At 69.7% G+C, this 18,817-nt stretch carries 20 protein-coding genes, 2 tRNA genes and 1 pseudogene; 9 read left to right on the forward strand and 14 right to left on the reverse strand.

The features are described from left to right. The gene (locus tag VM306_RS09700; protein ID WP_325513217.1) at nt 1-1,137 is read right to left on the reverse strand and encodes a cytochrome P450; all 1,137 of its coding nucleotides are present in this window, start codon (nt 1,135-1,137) and stop codon (nt 1-3) included. 169 nt (nt 1,138-1,306) lie between these two features. Between VM306_RS09700 and VM306_RS09705 the strand changes: the two genes are divergently transcribed. Next, a complete protein-coding gene (locus VM306_RS09705; RefSeq protein WP_325513219.1) occupies nt 1,307-1,483 on the forward strand; it encodes a hypothetical protein in 177 nt (58 codons plus the stop codon). Between the two features lie 48 nt (nt 1,484-1,531). Here VM306_RS09705 and VM306_RS09710 read toward each other — a convergent pair whose 3' ends face one another. From VM306_RS09710 to VM306_RS09725, 4 genes are all read right to left on the reverse strand, one after another. Further along, the gene (locus VM306_RS09710) at nt 1,532-2,488 is read right to left on the reverse strand and encodes an ABC transporter substrate-binding protein (protein ID WP_325513221.1); all 957 of its coding nucleotides are present in this window, start codon (nt 2,486-2,488) and stop codon (nt 1,532-1,534) included. Next, nucleotides 2,488-4,425 (reverse strand): ABC transporter permease, encoded by a 1,938-nt coding sequence (locus VM306_RS09715; protein WP_325513223.1) that lies wholly within the window; start codon nt 4,423-4,425, stop codon nt 2,488-2,490. The genes VM306_RS09710 and VM306_RS09715 overlap by 1 nt, the downstream gene beginning before the upstream one ends. After that, nucleotides 4,425-5,447, reverse strand: a complete 1,023-nt coding sequence (locus tag VM306_RS09720; RefSeq protein ID WP_325513225.1) for a betaine/proline/choline family ABC transporter ATP-binding protein — start codon at nt 5,445-5,447, stop codon at nt 4,425-4,427. Before VM306_RS09720 ends, VM306_RS09715 begins: the two co-directional genes overlap by 1 nt. Before the next feature lie 196 nt (nt 5,448-5,643). Beyond that, on the reverse strand, nt 5,644-7,398 hold the full coding sequence (locus VM306_RS09725; protein ID WP_325513227.1) for a hypothetical protein: 1,755 nt from the start codon (nt 7,396-7,398) through the stop codon (nt 5,644-5,646). 19 nt (nt 7,399-7,417) lie between these two features. Here VM306_RS09725 and VM306_RS09730 point away from each other — a divergent pair, with 19 nt between their 5' ends. Next, nucleotides 7,418-8,176 carry an alpha/beta hydrolase gene (locus VM306_RS09730; RefSeq protein ID WP_325513229.1) on the forward strand — a complete coding sequence of 253 codons (759 nt, stop codon included), beginning with the start codon at nt 7,418-7,420 and terminating at the stop codon, nt 8,174-8,176. 46 nt (nt 8,177-8,222) lie between these two features. Here VM306_RS09730 and VM306_RS09735 read toward each other — a convergent pair. Then, nucleotides 8,223-8,296, reverse strand: a tRNA-Pro gene (locus VM306_RS09735). Nucleotides 8,297-8,358: 62 nt separating this feature from the next. Here VM306_RS09735 and VM306_RS09740 point away from each other — a divergent pair. Beyond that, nucleotides 8,359-8,429 (forward strand) — tRNA-Gly (locus VM306_RS09740). Nucleotides 8,430-8,539: 110 nt separating this feature from the next. On the opposite strand, the gene VM306_RS09745 is transcribed toward VM306_RS09740, so the two are convergent. Beyond that, complete coding sequence (locus VM306_RS09745; RefSeq protein ID WP_325513231.1) at nt 8,540-9,094, reverse strand: hypothetical protein; 555 nt, start codon at nt 9,092-9,094, stop codon at nt 8,540-8,542. A gap of 57 nt (nt 9,095-9,151) precedes the next feature. Between VM306_RS09745 and VM306_RS09750 the strand changes: the two genes are divergently transcribed. The 3 genes from VM306_RS09750 to VM306_RS09760 all read left to right on the forward strand — a co-directional run bounded on the left by VM306_RS09750 (nt 9,152) and on the right by VM306_RS09760 (nt 10,352). Further along, a complete protein-coding gene (locus VM306_RS09750; protein ID WP_325513233.1) occupies nt 9,152-9,454 on the forward strand; it encodes a helix-turn-helix domain-containing protein in 303 nt (100 codons plus the stop codon). Then, complete coding sequence (locus tag VM306_RS09755) at nt 9,451-9,786, forward strand: VOC family protein (protein WP_325513235.1); 336 nt, start codon at nt 9,451-9,453, stop codon at nt 9,784-9,786. The genes VM306_RS09750 and VM306_RS09755 overlap by 4 nt, the downstream gene beginning before the upstream one ends. Before the next feature lie 230 nt (nt 9,787-10,016). Beyond that, nucleotides 10,017-10,352 carry a histidine triad nucleotide-binding protein gene (locus VM306_RS09760; protein WP_325513237.1) on the forward strand — a complete coding sequence of 112 codons (336 nt, stop codon included), beginning with the start codon at nt 10,017-10,019 and terminating at the stop codon, nt 10,350-10,352. Here VM306_RS09760 and VM306_RS09765 read toward each other — a convergent pair. Then, on the reverse strand, nt 10,333-10,941 hold the full coding sequence (locus tag VM306_RS09765; RefSeq protein WP_325513239.1) for an MBL fold metallo-hydrolase: 609 nt from the start codon (nt 10,939-10,941) through the stop codon (nt 10,333-10,335). The two genes, VM306_RS09760 and VM306_RS09765, sit on opposite strands and share 20 nt — an antisense overlap. After that, on the reverse strand, nt 10,938-11,609 hold the full coding sequence (locus VM306_RS09770) for a 2-phosphosulfolactate phosphatase (protein ID WP_325513241.1): 672 nt from the start codon (nt 11,607-11,609) through the stop codon (nt 10,938-10,940). Before VM306_RS09770 ends, VM306_RS09765 begins: the two co-directional genes overlap by 4 nt. Before the next feature lie 21 nt (nt 11,610-11,630). Between VM306_RS09770 and VM306_RS09775 the strand changes: the two genes are divergently transcribed. Further along, the gene (locus VM306_RS09775) at nt 11,631-12,080 is read left to right on the forward strand and encodes a ribose-5-phosphate isomerase (protein WP_325513243.1); all 450 of its coding nucleotides are present in this window, start codon (nt 11,631-11,633) and stop codon (nt 12,078-12,080) included. Continuing rightward, nucleotides 12,080-12,880: an Fpg/Nei family DNA glycosylase gene (locus VM306_RS09780; RefSeq protein WP_325513245.1), complete on the forward strand. Its 801-nt coding sequence runs from the start codon at nt 12,080-12,082 to the stop codon at nt 12,878-12,880. The genes VM306_RS09775 and VM306_RS09780 overlap by 1 nt, the downstream gene beginning before the upstream one ends. Nucleotides 12,881-12,955: 75 nt before the next feature. Here VM306_RS09780 and VM306_RS09785 read toward each other — a convergent pair whose 3' ends face one another. From VM306_RS09785 to VM306_RS09805, 5 genes are read right to left on the reverse strand one after another with little or no spacing between them, the layout of a single operon-like run. Then, nucleotides 12,956-13,681 carry a hypothetical protein gene (locus VM306_RS09785; protein WP_325513247.1) on the reverse strand — a complete coding sequence of 242 codons (726 nt, stop codon included), beginning with the start codon at nt 13,679-13,681 and terminating at the stop codon, nt 12,956-12,958. A 57-nt stretch (nt 13,682-13,738) separates the two neighbouring features. After that, nucleotides 13,739-14,950, reverse strand: coding sequence for a GNAT family N-acetyltransferase (locus tag VM306_RS09790; protein ID WP_325513249.1), 1,212 nt, complete (start codon nt 14,948-14,950; stop codon nt 13,739-13,741). Nucleotides 14,951-14,991: 41 nt separating this feature from the next. Beyond that, nucleotides 14,992-16,344 carry an aldehyde dehydrogenase family protein gene (locus VM306_RS09795; protein WP_325513251.1) on the reverse strand — a complete coding sequence of 451 codons (1,353 nt, stop codon included), beginning with the start codon at nt 16,342-16,344 and terminating at the stop codon, nt 14,992-14,994. A 50-nt stretch (nt 16,345-16,394) separates the two neighbouring features. Next, nucleotides 16,395-17,237, reverse strand: coding sequence for a DNA-3-methyladenine glycosylase 2 family protein (locus VM306_RS09800; protein ID WP_325513253.1), 843 nt, complete (start codon nt 17,235-17,237; stop codon nt 16,395-16,397). Between the two features lie 36 nt (nt 17,238-17,273). Then, nucleotides 17,274-17,882 (reverse strand): DsbA family protein, encoded by a 609-nt coding sequence (locus VM306_RS09805; protein WP_325513255.1) that lies wholly within the window; start codon nt 17,880-17,882, stop codon nt 17,274-17,276. Between the two features lie 162 nt (nt 17,883-18,044). Between VM306_RS09805 and VM306_RS09810 the strand changes: the two are divergent. After that, nucleotides 18,045-18,817 (forward strand): annotated as a pseudogene (locus VM306_RS09810) (aminopeptidase N); the annotation flags it as partial.

Below are 18,817 nucleotides of genomic sequence, written 5' to 3' on the forward strand. Positions count from 1 at the left end.
CTAGTCGAAGCGGAAGGTGGCTGTCTCGAGGTTGTCGAGCATCCACTGCCTCCGCACGAGCGGTGCGCCGGTTTCCCTGCGCAGCAACGGGAGCCGGCGCACCATCTCCTCGAGCAGCACCCGCTTCTCCAGCCGCGCCAGCCCGGCGCCCAGGCAGTAGTGCGCCCCGTGCCCGAACGTCATGATCCGGGCCCGCCGACGGATGTCGAACGTGTCCGGTGAGGGGTAGCGCGAGGGGTCCCGGTTGGCCGCGCTGAGCCAGCCGGTGACCCACTGACCGGCCTTGATCTCCTGCCCGCCGAGCACCACGTCCCTGCGCACCAGCCGCCGGGGAGCGGGGAAGACCGGGTACCAGCGCATCGTCTCCTCGACGGCGCCGGGAATCAGCGTGGGGTCCTCCCGCAGCTCGTCCCAGTGGCCGAACTCGGTCAGGAACAGCACGGCGTTCGGGATGCTCGCGAACGTCGTGTCGACACCGGCGGCGAGCAGCATCGCGCAGTACCCGACGAGGTCCAGGTCCGACATCGGGCGGCCGTCCACCTCGTACCCGGCGGCCTGCACGGCGACCAGTTCCGCGATCAGCCCGTCCGCCGGCTCGGTGCGCTGCCGGTCGATCTCGTCGGCGAAGAAGCGCGACATCTCCTCCTGCGGCGGGACGGTGTTGGTCGTGACCGAGTCCTCGTACCACTTCTCGAGCCACCCGGCCATCTTCTTCTCGAAGCTGAGGTCGAGGCCGAGGAGGTGGCAGATCACCCTGGTGGGCAGCGGGCGGGCGACCCGCGGGACCAGGTCGAAGCCGGACGGGTCCAGCTCGTCGATCAGCTCGGTGGCGATGGCGCGGATCTGGCCCTCGAGCCGGGACATCACCCGCGGGCTGAACGGGTCGGCGACGGCGGCCCTCAGGTCGCGGTGACGCCGGCCGTCAGCGGCCCACATGCCGCTCATGACGGCGTTGCCGAGCGGCCTCGTCTCGTCCGTGAGGCCGTAACCGGCGGAGAACCACTCCTCGTCGGACAGCACGCGCTGGACGTCGGCGAGGCTGAAGACGCTCCAGCTGTCCAGGGCCTCGTCGAAGTGGACCTCCGTGGTGGGATCGAAGAACTTCGCAGGTCGCATGGGTAAGTCGGCGACAGTCATGCCGTCGATCGTGGCCCCTTACCCACGCCGCGGGAATCCGCTGATCCAGCTACCGAGGCACCGGCGTAAGGGGTCTCACGGCGCGACCTTGGGTGATCGTCCGATGTGAGGGGTGACCCCTCAGGCGCACTCTCATCGTCGACAGCGAACGACCTGAGGAGTGAGTCGGATGGAATGGACGCCCGAAGCGATCAAGGCGGAGATGGACTACCGGCAGGAGGCCCTGCGGGAGGACGCCCGCCGCGTCCGGGAGTACTACCGCGACGGCGGGAAGCCGCGGTCGTGGTGGCACCGGATGACACACCGCCACGAGCCCGAGGTCCCCGCCGGGCCGCGGGCTGCGTGATGCCGGGGGTGGGGTGGTTCCTCTCGTCCAGGAACCACCCCCATGCCGCTAGGACTTGCCGGGGAGCCACGCCTTGACCTTGTCGGCGTTGGCGTCGACCCACTTCCTGGCCGCGTCCTCGGGCTTCATCTTGTCCTCGGCGATGTACCTCGCGACCGTGTTCTGGTCCTCGTTGGTCCACTTGAAGTTCTTGACCAGCTGGAACGCGGGGCCGCCTGCGTCGGCGAACTTCTTGGACACGAGCTTGTCGAGGTCGTAGTCCGGGTAGTCGCAGGCGACCTTCTCGGCGTCGGCGTCGCAGCCCGGCTTGTACTCGGGCAGCTTCACCTTCTCGAGCTTCACCTCGTTGAGCAGCCACTGCGGCGAGTAGAAGTAGCCGATGACCCACTTCTTGTCCTTCTCCGCCTGGCGGAAGGCCTGGATCAACGCGGTCTCGCTGCCGCCGTAAACGACCTTGTAGTCGAGGTTCAGGTTCTTCACCAGCGCCTCGTCGTTGGTGACGAACGACGGGTCGCCGTCGAGCAGCTGGCCCTTGTCGCCCGACTCCGAGGTCCTGAACTGGTCGGCGTAGGAGTTGAGGTTGTTCCAGTCGAGGATGTCGGGGTGCTCCTTGGCGAGCCACGGCGGCACGTACCAGCCGATCTGCCCCTTCACGCCCGTGGAACCAGCGCTGACGGCTGTCTTCTGCTCGTCGACGTACTTCTTGCGCAGGTCGTCGTGACCCCAGTTCTCGACCACGGCGTCGACCTCACCGGTGCCGAAGCCCTGCCAGGCCACCTCTTCCTTGAGCTCCTTCTTGGTGACCTGGCACTGGAGTTCCTTCTCGGCCACGTGCGCGAGCACCGCGGCGTTCGCCTCGTAGCCGACCCATGGGTTGATCGCGATGTTGAACGTGCCGCAGTCACCGGCAGCACCCGACGACGTGTCCCCGACCTTCGCGCCACCGCAGCCGGCGAGCGCGAGTGCTCCGACGAGCACTGCTCCGAGCACGCTGTGCCTTGCCACTACCGAACCTCCTGGTTGGTCCACCGCCGGGCGGCCGCCTGGGTGAGGCGGTCGAGCATGACGCCCAGCACGACGATCGCGACACCGGCCGCGAGCCCCTTGCCGTACAGCTGGCCCTGCGAGAACCCGGCCACGACGTCGTAACCGAGCGCGCCGGCGCCGACGAGACCGCCGACGACGACCATCGAGAGCACGTAGATCAGTCCCTGGTTGGCGGCGAGCGTCAACGCCCCGCGCGCCATCGGCAGCTGCACCTTCACGATCGTCTGCCACGCGCTCGACCCGAGCGCCGTGGACGCCTCGACGGTCGCGGGCGGCACCGCGCGCACGCCGTCCGCGATGATCTTGATCGCGACCGGTGCCGCGAACACCACGGCCGCGATGATCGCGGTGAAGCGCGACGCCGAGAACAGCGCGAGGAACGGCACCAGGTAGACGAACGCCGGCATGACCTGACCGGCGTCGAGAATCGGCCTGACGACCCGGTCGACGCGCCTGCTGCGTCCCATCCACACACCGACCACCACGCCCAGCGCCATCACGAGGATCGTGGCGACCAGCGTGGACGCCAGCGTGACCATCGCGTCCTGCCACAGGCCGGTCGCGATCAGCACGCCCAGGCACGCGGCGGACACCGCAGCGCACCGGACACCACCGACCAGGAACGACAGCGCCACGACCACCAGCGCCACCAGGAACCACGGCGACTCGGCCAGCAGCGCCTGCAGCGGGTTGATGAGCGCCCACGTCACGAAGTCCTTGAGGCCACCGGTGATCACCGGCAGCGAGTCCTGCACCCACTCCGTCGCGGCCGTCGCGCCCTGCCGGATCGAGCTGCCGATCTCCACCTCCTGCGGGAATTCCGCCGCCCACAGGTAGGTGTAGGAGAAGTACACGGCGACGCCCGTGACTCCGAGGCCGCCGAACAACGCCCAGCGCGGGAGCGAGCGGCGTCCGGTCGCGGCCGTGGTGACGCGGTCCAGCACGATGGCCAGCACGACGATCGCCAGACCGGCGTTGAACGCCGTGCCGACGTCGAGCGTCTGCAGCGCCTTGACGACGGTCTTGCCGAGACCCGGCGCGTCGATCAGCGCGGCGATCGTGACCATCGACAGCGCGGCCATGATCGTCTGGTTGACGCCGAGCACGATGGTCTTGCGCGCGGACGGCAGCAGCACCTTCACCAGCGTCTGCTTCCCGGTCGCGCCCAGGGACTCCGAGGCCTCCACCGTGGTGCGCGGCACCGAGCGGATGGCGTGCGCGGTGATGCGGATCGCCGGCGGCGCGGCGTAGATCAGCGTGGCGATCGTCGCGGAGGCCGGGCCGATCAGGAAGAACAGCGTCAACGGCGCCAGGTAGACGAACGTCGGCATCGTCTGCATGAAGTCGAGCACCGGCGTCAGCACGCGGTGGGCGCGGTCGGACAGCCCCGCCCAGATGCCCAGCGGGATGCCGAAGAGCAACGAGATCACCACCGCCGCCAGCGTCAGCGACAGCGTGTCCATGCTCTCCTGCCACAACCCCTGCAAGCCGAGGAACACGAACCCGGCGACCGCGAGCAGCGCGACCCGCCAGCCCGCGACCACGAGACTGACGAGGCCCGCGACCGAGACGACGCCGAGCCAGCCGATCACGGGCACCGGCCGGCCGAACGACGGCTGCGCGATCAGGGCCTGCACGAACGTCACGAACTCGTCGATGACGAGCCGGATCTCGTTGAAGAAGTAAAGGAACACCGGGTTGGAGTTCCTCGACGCGCCGACCGCGTCGTTGACGTCGTTGACCCACCGGTGCAACGGCGTGAGCTCGGAGGCGTCGAGCGGCAGCGTCCCGACGTTGCGGAACACCAGCCACAGCACCAGCCAGGCCAGCACGATCCCGGCGACGATCAGGGGCTTGCGCGGCAGTTCCCGCCGTGCGGCGGCGACGGCGACCATCACGCCTCCCCGGCCACGACCCCGAGGATCTCCTCGTCCGCGACGACGCCCAGCAGCTCGCCGTCCCGCACGACCTTCACCGGCTTGCCGGCACCGAGCACGCTGCGCACGGCCTCCCGCACCACGGTTTCCGGTGACAGCTCCGGCCCGTCCAGGTCGTCGCCGGGACGCGGCGGGCGCATGATCCACTTCAACGTCAGCACGTGGGCGCGCGGCACGTCCCGCACGAAGTCGCGCACGTAGTCGTCCGCGGGCGCGCCGACGAGCTCGTCACCCGTGCCGACCTGCACGACCTGGCCGTCACGCATGATCAGGATGCGGTCGCCCAGCTTCAGCGCCTCGTTCAGGTCGTGGGTGATGAAGACCATCGTCTTGCCGACCTCGCGGTGCAGCCGGATCACCTCGGACTGCATGTCGCGCCGGATCAACGGGTCGAGCGCCGAGAAGGGTTCGTCGAAGAACAGGACGTCGGGGTCACCCGCGAGTGCGCGCGCCAGGCCGACACGTTGTTGCATACCACCGGAAAGCTGATCCGGATAGGACCTCTCGTAGCCGGTCAGACCGACCAGGTCGATCACCTCCTGGGACCGCTCCGCCCGTTTCGCGCGCGGTATCCCGCGGATTTCCAGTCCGTATCCGACGTTGTCGGCCACCGTCCTGTGGGGGAGCAACCCGAAGTGCTGGAACACCATGGAGAACTTGTTCCTGCGCAGGTCGCGCAATCGTCTCGGGTCCGCTTCGAGAATGTTCTCGCCCTTGAAGGTGACGGTCCCGGAAGTCGGTTCCACCAGCCTCGTCAGGCACCGGACCAGGGTGGACTTGCCCGAGCCGGACAAACCCATGACCACGAACATCTCACCGGGAGCGACCTCGAAGTCCACTCCGCGCACAGCGGCGACGGCACCGGTGCGGTCCATCAACTCCTGGCGCGACAAGGATTTCAGCTCGTCCGACGCCACCACCCCGGACGCGTTCGACCCGAACACCTTCCACAGGTCGCCGACCGAAATCACGGGATCCACGCCACACCACCCCGACCTGTTGCGGACTGCGCACACCGTTTCTCGATGCGCGACAGCATTGACCTTCAGGCGGGAGGTGGTCAAGGTCGGCGAGAAGTCGTTCTCACAGCGGACGACCAATCATCCCATGGCTGAATTCGTTCGGGAAATCTCCCTGAAACAGAAGTGCGTCAAGGAAGACGCGCCATTTCCCGTGTCACCTCCGACCCCGCGACCACCACTTCTCGTCGGGCCCGGAAATGTCCTCGACACTCAGCCTGCGCACCGACCCCGCCCGCTTGAGCCGGGCCACGAGCTGGTCCTGCCGTTGCGCGAGCCGGCGGTAGATCTCCACCGCGGAGGTCTCCTGGCGGCCCAGCCGCCTCTCGACGGTGCGCCAGTTGCCGAGGAACTCCAGCGTCAGGTCGATGACGGCCTGTCCGGCGTGTGCGGTCAGCGTGTCGGCGGGCGACACGAACCGCCCTGCGTGGAAAGCCAGGTTGCGCGTGACGTAGAGCCACTCCAGCGCCGCCGCCGCGGTGTTCTCCTGCTCCCGCAACCAGCCCGCGAGCACCTTCGAGTCGGCGAGCCTGTCCTGCCAGAGCTCCACCAGGTCCCGCACCAGCCCGCCCTCGTTCTCGGCGAGCGCGGCGACGGCCTTCCGCGCGGCCTGCAGCCCGTCGTCGGGACGGGTGTGCGGGACCAGCACCTCCAGCCAGGCGTCGACGGACTTCAGGTGGTGCTTCACCCCGGTCGTCGGCACGTGCGCGTCGAGCGGCGTGCGGAGCTCGTCGTCGTGGTTGGTGACGACGACGTGCAGGCTGATCAGGTGCTGCCGCAACACCTGCAGCGCACACGCCTTGGCGAGCCACGCGATCTTGCCCGGGTCCAGCCCCGTCGCCTCCAACGCGCTCCACGCGAGCCCCGCGCTGGCCATCGGGGCGTCGACCTGCCGGGCGAGGTTCGCCACGCGCATCGCGCTGCGCAGCTCGGCGGGCCAGTACGCGGTCAAGGGGTAGGCGTTGCCGACCGTGCGCCGGTGCTCGGTGCCGCGCGTGACCCGCCCGCCAGGACCGCTGACCTGCCACACGGGCGCGATGTGCAGCTCGGTGAGCCGCTCCCCCGCCGCGTACTGGTCGAGCACCTCGTTGAGGATCCGCCGCCCCCGCAACGCCGCCGTGTGCACGTCCGGGGCGTGCACCGGCAGCCGTACCAGCACCGACGACCCGCTCACCGCCTCCTTCAGGAAGTCGTCCTTCGGCAACCTGTTGCGGTGCAACGGTTCCTGCCGCGCCTCCGGCAACAGCCCGTCCAGGTGCCGCAACACCCGCGCGCCGCCGACCACCAGCGCCACGATGTGCTTGCGCGGTTCCGGCCAGAGCACCTCGGCGAGATCACCGGGCTTCTTGAGCCACCGCATCAGGTCGGCGCGCAGCTGCCTGCCGTCCCTGCCGTGCACGGCCACGAGCACCGCCACCTCGGCGATCATCCTCGCGCGCAACGGAAGCTGGACGCCGTTCCACAGTGGAGTGATCCATGTCTTGATCTGCCCGGACAGCGTCTCCGGATCGAGCTTCGCCGCGGCCGCGGCCGTCACCGCCGGATCGAGCCGCTGCCCGTCCGCCGCGATGGCGGCGTCGACGTGGAGCAGGATCTTGCGCGCCCTGGCCAGCTCCTTGGCGCCGCCGTGCGCGTACGCGGGCTTCGCGGCGTCGACGCAGGTGATCGAGGTGGCGATGATGCGGCGCAACAGGTTCCACCGCGGCTGGTCCTCGGTGGCGTGGCTCTCCAGCGCGGTCCGCGCACGGGTGACGGCGAGGAACGCGCTGTTGAGCCCCGCCACGTGCTCCCCGAGGTGCGCGTCGGGGTCAAGTGCGCGCAACACGCCCTGCAACAACGCCCGCTGCCCGCGGTCGAGCCCGGCGTCGTCGAACGCGTGCCGAAGCCGGGCGTCGAGGTACTGGTAGCGCACGTGACGCACCATAGAGGGCATGGACAACCGAAAAGCGGTCTTCGCGGGCTCCGATGGCCAGGACCTGGCAGGCCGCCTGGAGCTGCCCGCGGGCGACGTCGTGGCAACGGCCGTGTTCGCGCACTGCTTCACCTGCGGCAAGGACTCGGTGGCCGCCACCCGCATCGCCCGCGAATTAGCCTCCCACGGCGTGGCGGTGCTGCGCTTCGACTTCACCGGCCTCGGCCAGTCCGGCGGCGACTTCGCGAACACCACCTTCACGTCCAACGTCGACGACCTCGTCTGCGCGGCAGGCCACCTGCGCGACACGATCGGAGCCCCGAGCGTCCTCATCGGACATTCCCTGGGCGGTGCGGCGGTGCTCGCAGCGGCACGCAGGATCCCGGAGGCGCGCGCCGTCGTGACCATCGGCGCCCCCGCCGACACCGCCCACGTGGAGCACCTGCTCGGCTCGTCCAAGGCGGACATCGAGGAGCACGGCGTGGCCGAGGTGCTGCTGGCCGGGCGCCCGTTCCGCATCAGCAACGGCTTCCTGACCGACATCAACCAGCAGGACCAGACCGCGTGCATCGCCGGCCTCGACCGCGCACTGCTGGTCATGCACTCGCCGCAGGACGACCTGGTCGGAGTGGACAACGCGCGGCTGATCTTCGACTCGGCCCGGCACCCGAAGTCGTTCGTGTCGCTGGACGGCGCCGACCACCTGCTCACCGACCGCGCGGACGCGGCGTACGTGGCGCGGGTGCTGGCGGCGTGGGCGAGCCGCTACCTCGGATGACCGAAAGCCCTCGGCGAGTTTGTTCGTCGAGGGCTTCCGTCAACCGTCGGGGCGACAGGATTTGAACCTGCGACCCCCCGCTCCCAAAGCGGGTGCGCTACCAAACTGCGCCACGCCCCGGTTGCACTCAGCTTACCGCCCTCCGCTAAGGTATTAACCGCAGCCCCGCAAAGGGCGGCAACGCGGGCGTAGCTCAATGGTAGAGCCCTAGTCTTCCAAACTAGCTACGCGGGTTCGATTCCCGTCGCCCGCTCGCGACCGAGGCCGACGCTTGTCTGCGAACTGCGCAGACCGCGTCGGCCTCTCGCATGTCTCCTGGGGCCGGGCCCCGGACCCCGCTCACATGGCCTGGGTCACACTGGGTCACACCGAGGCGATGCCGATCTGGGTGCGGTGGTGCGCGGGTCGTTCGATCTCGTCGACCACGGCCAGCGCGAAGTCCTCGTAGGTCAGTTCGTCGGTGGGGTCGGGGCCGCCGAGGCGGTACGCGCCCTTCGACGTGCCGCCGAACATGCCCGCCGGGCTCATCACCAGCCAGTCCGCGCCGGACCGCGCCAGCACCTCCACCCCTGCCGCGTGGCCCAGGCAGAACGGCTTGTGCTCGGCCGGGAAGTCCGGTGAGTCCACGACGCGCACGCCTGGTTCGGTCTCCAGCAGGGTGTAGAGGCCGACCACGACGATTCGGCCGGCGCCGGAGGCGACCAAGGCGTTGGCCGCCTCCGTGTAGAACTCCGCCGGGTCGCGGGACAGGTCCACCACCGAGCTCACCGCCACGTCGTGGCCTGCCGCCACGGTGGCCGCCTCCCGCACGCCGGGGTCGCGGCCCACTCCGGTGACCTCGTGGCCGCGGGATTCCGCGGCGGCCGCGATCTGGGTGCCCGCTCTGCCGGACGCTCCGAAAACAACGATCTTCGCCATGGGCGCGAAGGTAGGGTGCTGACAGCCGGTTTCCGCAACGATATCGGGAGTGAGCAGGTGGAATGCGCCCACGCGGACCTGCCGTACCGCATCGGTGACAAGTGGACCGCGCACCTGTTGCGCGCGTTGCAGAGTGGTCGGCGGAGGTTCACCGACCTGCGCGGCGAGGTGCCGTGGGTGACGCCCAAGGTGCTCACCGAGACGTTGCGCGCCATGGAGCGGGACGGCACGGTGGCGCGCGAGGCGTTCGACGAGAATCCTCCGCGAGTCGAGTACGAGCTGACCGCGCACGGCCGCAAGGTGCTCGGACTGCTCGACCTGTGTTGTGACTGGGCACGAGAGAACCTGGTGAAGACGTGAACCTGCAGCAGATCGTCGTCGACAGCAACGACCCGGCGAAGCTCGTCCGGTTCTGGGCGGAGCTGCTCGGCGGGGAGCCGGTGAACCGCGAGCACGGCTGGGCGCACGTCGAGCCGCCCGGTGGCGTGCGGATGTCGTTCCAGCCGGTGCCCGAGCGCAAGGACGTGAAGAACCGGTTCCACCTCGACTTCGAGGTCGACGACATCGAGGCCGCGGTCGTGAAGGCGGTGAGCCTGGGCGCGACGCGCGAGGGTGTCGTCGTCACGGACGACCAGGGCAGCTTCCAGGTCATGCGCGACCCCGAGGGCAACGAGTTCTGCTTCGTGCGCTGAAGGAGTCGTGCGCTGAAGGAGTTCGTGCGCTGAAAGTCAGTGGAACGCGCGCCAGAGCGCCTCACCGAAGCGGATCGCGAGGACCACGAGCAGGACGCCGATCGCGAAGCTGATGAGGCACCGGACGACGACCACCAGCTTGGCGCCCTTCACCCGGCCATGATGGATCCCGCCGGGCGGGGACGACAGAGTCCATCGGTCCCCACAACCGGTACCAATACGATGCCGGTGTGACCGACTGCCTGTTCTGCCGCATCGTCGCGGGCGAGATCCCGGCGACCGTCGTGACGGAGACCGACACGACGCTCGCGTTCCGCGACATCGACCCCAAGGCGCCCACGCACGTCCTGGTGATCCCCAAGGAGCACCACCAGGCCATCGGGGACGTCGACCCGCTGCTCGCGGGCCAGATCCTCGCCACCGCGCACCAGGTCGCGAAGTCCGAGGGGATCGACGAGTCCGGCTACCGGCTCGTGTTCAACACCGGTCGGGACGGTGGCCAGACCGTCTTTCACGTCCACTGCCACGTCCTCGGCGGACGCGGCCTCAGCTGGCCTCCGGGATAGGCATCTCCCGCACGAACCTCGCGTCGACCGGGTTCCCGTGACCCGGCACGACGATCCGCGGGTCCAGCTCCAGCATCCGGTCCAGGACGCGGCGCCAGTTCGACGGCGTGGCGTCCGGCCCGGCCTGGGCGGGAGCACCCTGTTCGACGAGGTCGCCCGCGAACACCACCCCGGCGTCCGGCACGTGCACGACCACGTCGTGCGAGGTGTGCGCGGGACCGAAGTGGTGCAGGTCGACCCTGCGCCCGCCGACGTCCAGCGTGACGGTGTCGCGGAACGTGTGCGTGGGCGCGACGAGCCTGCCCTCGAACGGCTCGTCGCAGTGCTTGGCGCGGTCGTCGAGCAGCGAGTCGTCGACCACGCAGTCCTCGTGCGCCCACACCTCGCACGGCAGGAACGCCTCGGTCGCCAGCACGTGGTCGAAGTGGTTGTGCGTCAACACGATCCGCGACGGGCGGACCTCGCGGGCCAAGCCTGGGTCCATGCCGGAGTCGACGAGCAACGAGTCACCCGACCCGGTGATGAGGCCGAGGGTCAGGTCCAGTTCGGCATGCCTCCTGACGAACACGCCCGGCGCGATCTCGATCACCTCAGCACCCCGTCCACCAGCACCGGCGCCGCGTCGCTCACACCGATCGCGACCGCCAGCTCCACGTCCGCCGCGTGCCCGTGCTCGATCAGCTCCCGTCCCGACCCGCAGTCCCGCACGGCCTCCGCGACGTCGGTGTTCCGGAACGCCGCGACCGCGAGCCGCGCCTCGGGTGAGGCCTTCCCGCTCAACGCCGCGAGCACCGCGCCCGCGCCCAGGTGGTCCTCGACGCACGGCCGCAGCGGCCCGAACTCGCGCCGCCCCTGCCCGAGTATGTCGAGCCCCCACCGCTCCCCCGCCGGGACGACGCCGATCGTCTCCCCCAGTTCCGCGGCCCGCTTCGCCACCGCCGGGGCGTTGCGCAGGCACGCCGCCAGCACGTGGGCACCGGTGCGGGCCGCGAGCGCGCACAGGTTCGACCCGTTGGGTGACGGCAGCTCGACCACGCCGGTGGCTCCCACGAGTGAGGCCGGTCTCAACGTCCTGCCCGACCCCGGCCCCCACGCGGAGGGCCGCACCTGGCCGCCGTTGCCGACCACCAGGTCGACGGACGTCGTGAACGACAGCACGTCGACGACGATCAGCACGTCACAGCCCCGCAGAGCGGTGACGCCCTCGAGCCCCCACTCCAGCTTCAGCTGGTACCCCTCCTGGCTGAACACACCCACCAGCGTGTCAGACTCGGTGACGTGCGCGTTTATCTGGCAGCAGACCACGCGGGCTTCGAGCTGAAGTCCCACCTGTCCGAGGCTCTCCAGGAGCAGGGTTACGAGGTCGTCGACGTCGGTGCCCACACCTACGACGCCCAGGACGACTACGTCGCGTTCTGCACCGACGCCGCCGAGAAGGTCGTCGCCGACCCCGGCAGCCTCGGCGTGGTGATCGGCGGCTCCGGCAACGGCGAGCAGATCGCCGCGAACAAGGTGAAGGGCGCCCGCGCCGCGCTGGCGTGGAACATCTCCACCGCGCAGCTCGCCCGCGAGCACAACGACGCCCTCCTGATCGGCATCGGCGCCCGCCAGCACACCACCGAGGAGGCGACCGAGATCGTCTCCGCGTTCCTCAGGACGCCGTTCTCGGGTGAGCCGCGGCACCAGCGCCGCATCGACCTGGTCAGCGCGTACGAGAACAAGGCCTGATGCCCGAGGGCCACACGCTGCACCGCCTCGCGCGGTTGCACCAGCGCCGGTACGCGGGCAGGCCGGTCTCCGTCAGCAGTCCGCAGGGACGCTTCTCGGCGTCCCTCGTGGACGGACGCAAGCTCGTCCGCGCCGAGGCTCACGGGAAGCACCTCTTCCACGTCTACGGCCCCGACGCGATCGTGCACGTCCACCTCGGCCTGTACGGGACGTTCACCGAGTCGCCGCTGCCGGTCCTGCTGCCCGTCGGCCAGGTCCGCATGCGGATGGTCGGCGAGACGCACTGGACCGACCTGCGCGGCCCGACGGCGTGCGAGGTGCTGAACAAGGCCGAGGTCAAGGCCATCCGCGACCGGCTGGGACCCGACCCGTTGCGCAGGGACGCCGATCCTGACCTCGCCTACCAGCGGATCATCCGGTCGAAGCAGTCGCTCGCCGTGCTGCTGATGGACCAGAGGGTCCTCGCGGGCGTCGGCAACGTCTACCGCGCCGAGGTGCTGTTCCGCCACAACGTGAACCCGTTGCTGACCGGCGACGAGGTCAGCCGCGAGCTGTGGGACGCGATCTGGGCCGACCTGGTCGTGCTGATGAAGGACGGCGTGAAGGTCGGGCAGATCAACACCGTCCGCCGCGAGCACATGCCGAAGGCCATGGGCCGGGCGCCGCGCGTGGACCGGCACGGCGGCGAGGTGTACGTCTACCGCCGTGCCGGGGAGCCGTGCTTCCTCTGCGGCACCGAGGTCATGACCACCGAACTGGCCGGTCGCAACCTCTTCTGGTGCCCCGGCTGCCAGCCCTGAGGGCCACCCCGGGAAAAGGGGTCGGGTGCCTTTTCGGGTGCGGCTGGAAAGTGCTCAGTTCGTGAGCACTTTCGTCTAGAAGTCGAACCCGCCCATGTCGCCGAAGTCGAACCCGCCGGCGTCACCCATGTCAGCGCCGCCCATGTCCGCGCCGCCGAAATCGCCGGCTCCCATGTCCGCCATGCCGTAGTCGCCGATGCCGTGCATGCCCGAGAACATGGCGTCCATCAGCAGGAACGTGCCCACGCCCCACGCGCCGGCCACGAGCGCGGGCTTCCACCACGGCTCGGAGTACCAGCCACGCGGCACCGGGCGTCCCGCGACCATGCCGCCGGGGTAGTAGTAGGGCGTGCCGGAACCGGACTGCGGCGACGCGGCGTACTGGTGGTCGTCCACGCTCACCTGGCGGTCCTCGCTGACGGCACCGGCCTGCTTCTGCCCGGCGATCTCGGGCAGCGCGGGCCCGGGGTCCATGCCCATCGCCTCACGGGCGGCGCGCACGTAGTGCAGACCCTCCATCGCGGTCTGGGTGACGAGCCGCGCCTGCGGGATCGTGCGGGCCTGCTCCATCTGCGACCCGGCCGCGGTGAAGCGCTCGGACGCGTCCGCCAGGGCCTGGGTCGACGCGGTGTTGCTGCCCGTGAGGCTCATCACCTGCCCGCCGAGGCGCTCGACCCACCGGCGGGCCTCCGCCTTGGCGTCGTCGAGCTCACGCGCCTTGCGCGCCTTGCTCTGGCTGACCAGGTAGAACACCCCCGCGACCAGCAGTACCAGCACTACGACCCACACAACGGTGCCCACGGCTTTACCTCCCACAGCAGGTAAACCGTCAACGAGTGAATGCCGGTCGTAGTTCCGTCAGAACACCTCGGGGCAATGCGGCTCATGCGTACCGAGGAACGCCAACGAGAGAGCGTCGACGTGTCCGGCCGTGTGCTCAACCACGCGGTGTGCTCGCCTGAGCGCGGAAAGCCTTGTACCGCCGAGGTATGCGCTGCCCAACGCGGCGACGTCGAGCGACACGTCCGCCGGGTCCTCGGTGCGCGTCACGACCGCCTCGCCCCCCTTCGCGGTGAAGCGCCAACGTCCGGAGTTCCACGGGCAGAGGGAGTCCTCGACCTCCAGCACACTGTCCACATCGGACGAGTACCGGCGCAGCGGCAGCGCCTTCTCGACGTCGACGACCCGCAGCCACAGCCCGTCGGTCAGCTCCCGCCGCACCTTCCGCGGGTTGTCGACCATGTGCAGGATCGGGTCGTCCGCGGCCGTGAAGAACGAGATGCTGCCCGCCAGGTCGAGGTCGAGCAGGAACCGGTAGAGGTCCACGTAGGCCTGTTCGGTCTCGCACACCAGCTCATGCACGTGCAGCTCGTTCTTCGGCCCGCCGTTGTCCCCGTCGTGCTTCACCCGGAAGACGACATAGCCCTCAGGGTGCAGGCAGTAGCGGTAGGACGTGAGACCGCCGCGGTCGCGCTCGGCGTCGGAGAGGTGGACCTCCCACGACTTCTCCACCCGGCTCAGCCAGCCGGTCCGCGTGCGGCGCACCCGGTCGTGGACCTCGCGCATGAACGGCATGGCCTCCTCGCGCGTCACCTGCCGGATCCGCGTCGGACTCACGGACACGCCGGGGTGGAACGGCATCCGCGTCGGCATCGTCAGCATCGACACGCTCGACGCGTACTCGCCGTAGCCGAACCGCCGGTAGATCCCGCCCTCCGACGCCCAGAGGATCCCGATCGGCTCACCGGCCTCGTGCATGCTGTGCAGCTGCGTCCTCATCAGCAACGACGCCATGCCACGGCGGCGATGGCCCGGTTTGACGCCTACCACGGTCACCGCGCCGGCGTGGGCCTGGACGCCGCCGGGCACGGTGAGCTCACGGGTGAGGATGCCGCCGGTGCCGACCATCTCGTCGCCGTCGAACACGGCGTGCGTCCGTTCCAGTTCCAGAACCTTCAGCCAGCGGTGCTCGCCGGAGGGTTCGTCGAGGAACGACCATGCGAACACCTGGTGGAACTCGGGGAGTTCGGTGCTGTCGATGGTCCTGATGGTCAGTGACGAGTCAGCCATAGCGGCAGTGATACGCCGCCGTGGCGACTCCCGCAGCCCAATTACCGCTGGATCGACTTGATCTCGCAGAACTCGTCGAGGCCGAACCTGCCGAACTCACGGCCGTTGCCGGACTGGCGGTAACCGCCGAACGGCGCGCTCGTGTTGAACGCGGCGGCGTTGATGTCGACCTGGCCGGTGCGCAACCGCTTGGCGACCCGGAGGGCCCGGTCGGTGTCGGCGGAGAACACGCCGCCCGCCAGGCCGTAGATCGTCGAGTTGGCGATGCGCACCGCGTCGTCCTCGTCCGCGTACGGCATGACCGACAGGACCGGTCCGAAGATCTCCTCCTGCGCGATCGTCATCTCCGGCGTGACGTTGCCGAACACCGTCGGCGTGACGTAGAAGCCCTGCGGCAGCGGCGCGTCCGGCCCACCGGCGGCCAGCGTCGCGCCCTCCTCGACGCCCTTGCGGATGTAGGCGACGACGCGGTCGCGCTGGGCCGCGGACACGGCCGGACCGATGCGCGTGGACGGATCGGCGGGGTCGGCGGAGGTGTACTTCTTCGCCGCCGCGGCGGCCAGTTCGACGGCTTCGTCGTGGCGGTCTGCGGGCACCAGCAGCCGGGTCCACGCGCTGCACGCCTGGCCGTTGTTCATGAACGAGTTGGCGACCGCGATCTTCACCGCACGCCCGAGGTCGGCGTCGTCGAGCACGATGCACGCGGACTTGCCGCCCAGCTCGAGCGCGACCCGCTTGACCGTCTCGGACGCCACCGCCGACACCCGGCGCCCGGCCCTGGTCGAGCCGGTGAACGACACCATGTCCACGTCCGGGTGCGCCGCCAGCGCCTCGCCGACGACCGGTCCGGTGCCGTGGACGAGCCCGAACACGCCCTCGGGGACGACCGTCGTGATGATCGCGGCCAGCAGGTCGGCGGTGCCCGGCGCGAGCTCGCTCGGCTTGAGCACGACGGTGTTGCCCGCGGCGAGCGCCGGCACGACCTTCGCGACCATCTGCTGCAGCGGGAAGTTCCACGGCGTGATGGCGGCGACGACCCCGATCGGCTCGCGGAGGACCAGCGAGTTGCCGATCTCCTCCGGCTCGAAGTAGCCGCCCTCCAGCACGGTCGCGACGCCTTCCGCGATGGCGATCGGGTTCGCGACCTGCACCTTCTGGCTGAACGTGAGCGGCGTGCCCATCTCGGCGGTCATCGTGGCGGCCAGCTCGCCCGCCCGCTCGCGCAGGCCGTCGATGATCGCCCGGACGGCCTTCGCCCGCTCGTCGACGGAGGTCCGCGACCACGCCGGGAAAGCCGCGACCGCCGCGGCCACGGCCGCGTCGACGTCGGCCGGTGTGCCCTCGGCGAGGGTGCCGACGACTTCCTCGGTGGCGGGGTTGACGACCTCGATCACGAGCCCTCCAGGCGGATGTGACACTTCAAGCGCTGACGACGCCCAGCCTGTCACATCGCCGCGCGGCGGTCACCTCCGAGCCGCTGCTCGCGCAGCACTCGCAGGTGCACTGCCGCCCACGTCCGGTACGGCCGCCACGCCTCCGACACCTCGGCCGACGGGCGTCCGTACCGTTCGCGGACCTCGTCGGTGAGCCGGGCCTCGTTGTAGGGCACGGCGTCCGGCGCGTTGGCCCCGCGCAGCACCACCAGCTCCGCCGCGAACGGCCCCAGCCCCTTGACCTGCTGCACCGCCAGCACGGCCGCCGCGGGTTTCATCGCGCGCAACGTGACGGCGTCCAGCAGCCCGTCCAGCGCCGCCTCGGCCACCGCACGCAGGTACTCCGGCTTGCGACCGGGTAAGTCGAGGTCCAGCGCGCGCACCGAGGCGGGCGGCGGGAAGACGCCGTCGACGGCCAGCGCGGCCTTCATCCTGGCCGCCTGCGCCATGCTGGTCCGCTGCGAGAGCACCGACCAGGCAGCGGCCTCGTACGGCGAGTAGAACCCGCACGGGCGCAAGCCGGGGAACGCGGCCTGGGCGGCGGCGATCACCGGATCGCGTGATCCCACGGCGGGCCAGCCGGAGCCGTCGACGTCCAGCGACAGGAACCGGCACACCTGCGCCGCCGCCAGGTCGAGATCACCGTCGCCGGACAGCGACAGAACGGCGGTGGCGCCGGCCTGGGTCACGGAGACCGAAGCACGACGCCACTCACCCTCGACCAGGAACTCCGACCGCAACGCCCCGCCGTCGCGACGGGGGAGCGCGGACGGCGTGAAGCCCTCCCAGAACGCCCGGGACGTCGCCAACGACCAGGGCCCCTGAACCGCGACTTCACCGTGGTGGTCCGCCATGTCCCCAGACGCTAGCGACGACCACCGACAAAAAACTCAGCTGAAGTCCAGGTCGCCGGTCCTGGTCCGCTTGAGCTCGAAGAAGTACGGGTAGCTCGCCAGCAGCCTGGCGCCGTCGAAGATCGTGCCCGCCTCCTCACCCCGCGGGATCTTCGTCAGCACCGGGCCGAAGAACGCGACGCCGTCGATGTGGATGGTCGGCGTGCCGACGTCCATGCCGACCGGGTCCATGCCGCGGTGGTGGCTCGCCCGCAGCGCCTCGTCGTACTCGGTCGAGTTCGCGGCCTCGGCGAGCTCGGCGGGCAGGTCGGCGTCCGCGAGGGCGAGCTTGATGACCTCCGCGAAGTCCTGGTTGCCCTCGTTGTGGATGCGCGTGCCCATCGCGGCGTACAGCTTCGGCAGCACCTCGTTGCCGAACTTCTGCTCCGCGGCGATGGCGACGCGAACCGGACCCCAGCCCTTGGTCATGAGCTCCTTGTACTGCTCGGGCAGGTCGCGGCCCTCGTTCAGCACGGCGAGGCTCATCACGTGGAAGCTCAGGTCGATGTCGCGGACCTTCTCCACCTCGAGGATCCACCGGGAGGAGATCCAGGCGAACGGGCAAAGTGGGTCGAAGTAGAAGTCGACCTTCGCCTTGTCGGTCATGCGTGCCCCTTTAGTGACGGTAGGTGGCGTTATCGCCCCATCAGCCCAACCAGATCACCCTGTCATCTCTTCCCGTACGGCGCTTCCGTGATTGGATGCGGGAGTCATAACCATTCCGACGACGTCAGCGCGTAACCAGACGCGTGGCAGACGAGGTGACCAGTGGCCGCGCCCAACCTCACCCGCGACCAGGCTCAAGAACGTGCTGAGCTGCTGGAAGTGGAGTCCTACCGGATCGAGCTGGACCTGACCGACGGCGGCGGGAAGCCGGGTTCGGACACGTTCCGCTCCACCACCACCGTGGTGTTCCGCAGCCGGACTCCGGGTGCTTCCTCGTGGATCGACATCGTGGCGGCGACCGTGCACCGCGCTGTGCTGAACGGCAGCGAGCTCGACGTCTCCACCTACCGCGAGGAGGACGGCGTCCTGCTGCCGGACCTCGCCGAGACCAACGAGCTGACGATCGAGGCCGACTGCCGGTACATGAACACCGGCGAGGGCCTGCACCGGTTCGTCGACCCCGTCGACGGCGGCGTGTACCTGTACTCGCAGTTCGAGACCGCGGACGCCAAGCGCATGTTCGCGTGCTTCGACCAGCCCGATCTCAAGTCGGTCTACTCGATGAAGGTCATCGCGCCGCACGACTGGAAGGTCATCTCGAACGGCGAGATCACCGCCACCGAGGAGGGCGAGGGCGGCGCGAACGTGCACACGTTCGCCACGACCAAGCCGATGTCGACCTACATCGTGGCCCTGGTCGCCGGCCCCTACGCCGAGTGGCGCGACGAGTTCGTCAGCCGAAATCCTGATGGGAGCGACTTCAAGATCCCGCTGGGCATCTACTGCCGCGCCTCGCTCGCTCCCCACATGGACCACGAGCGGCTGTTCACCGAGACCAAGCAGGGTTTCGGGTTCTTCCACAAGGCGTTCGGGGT

Origin of the sequence: Lentzea sp. (assembly GCF_035525475.1) — a bacterium.
In the GTDB taxonomy this organism is placed as follows: Bacteria; Actinomycetota; Actinomycetes; order Mycobacteriales; family Pseudonocardiaceae; genus Lentzea.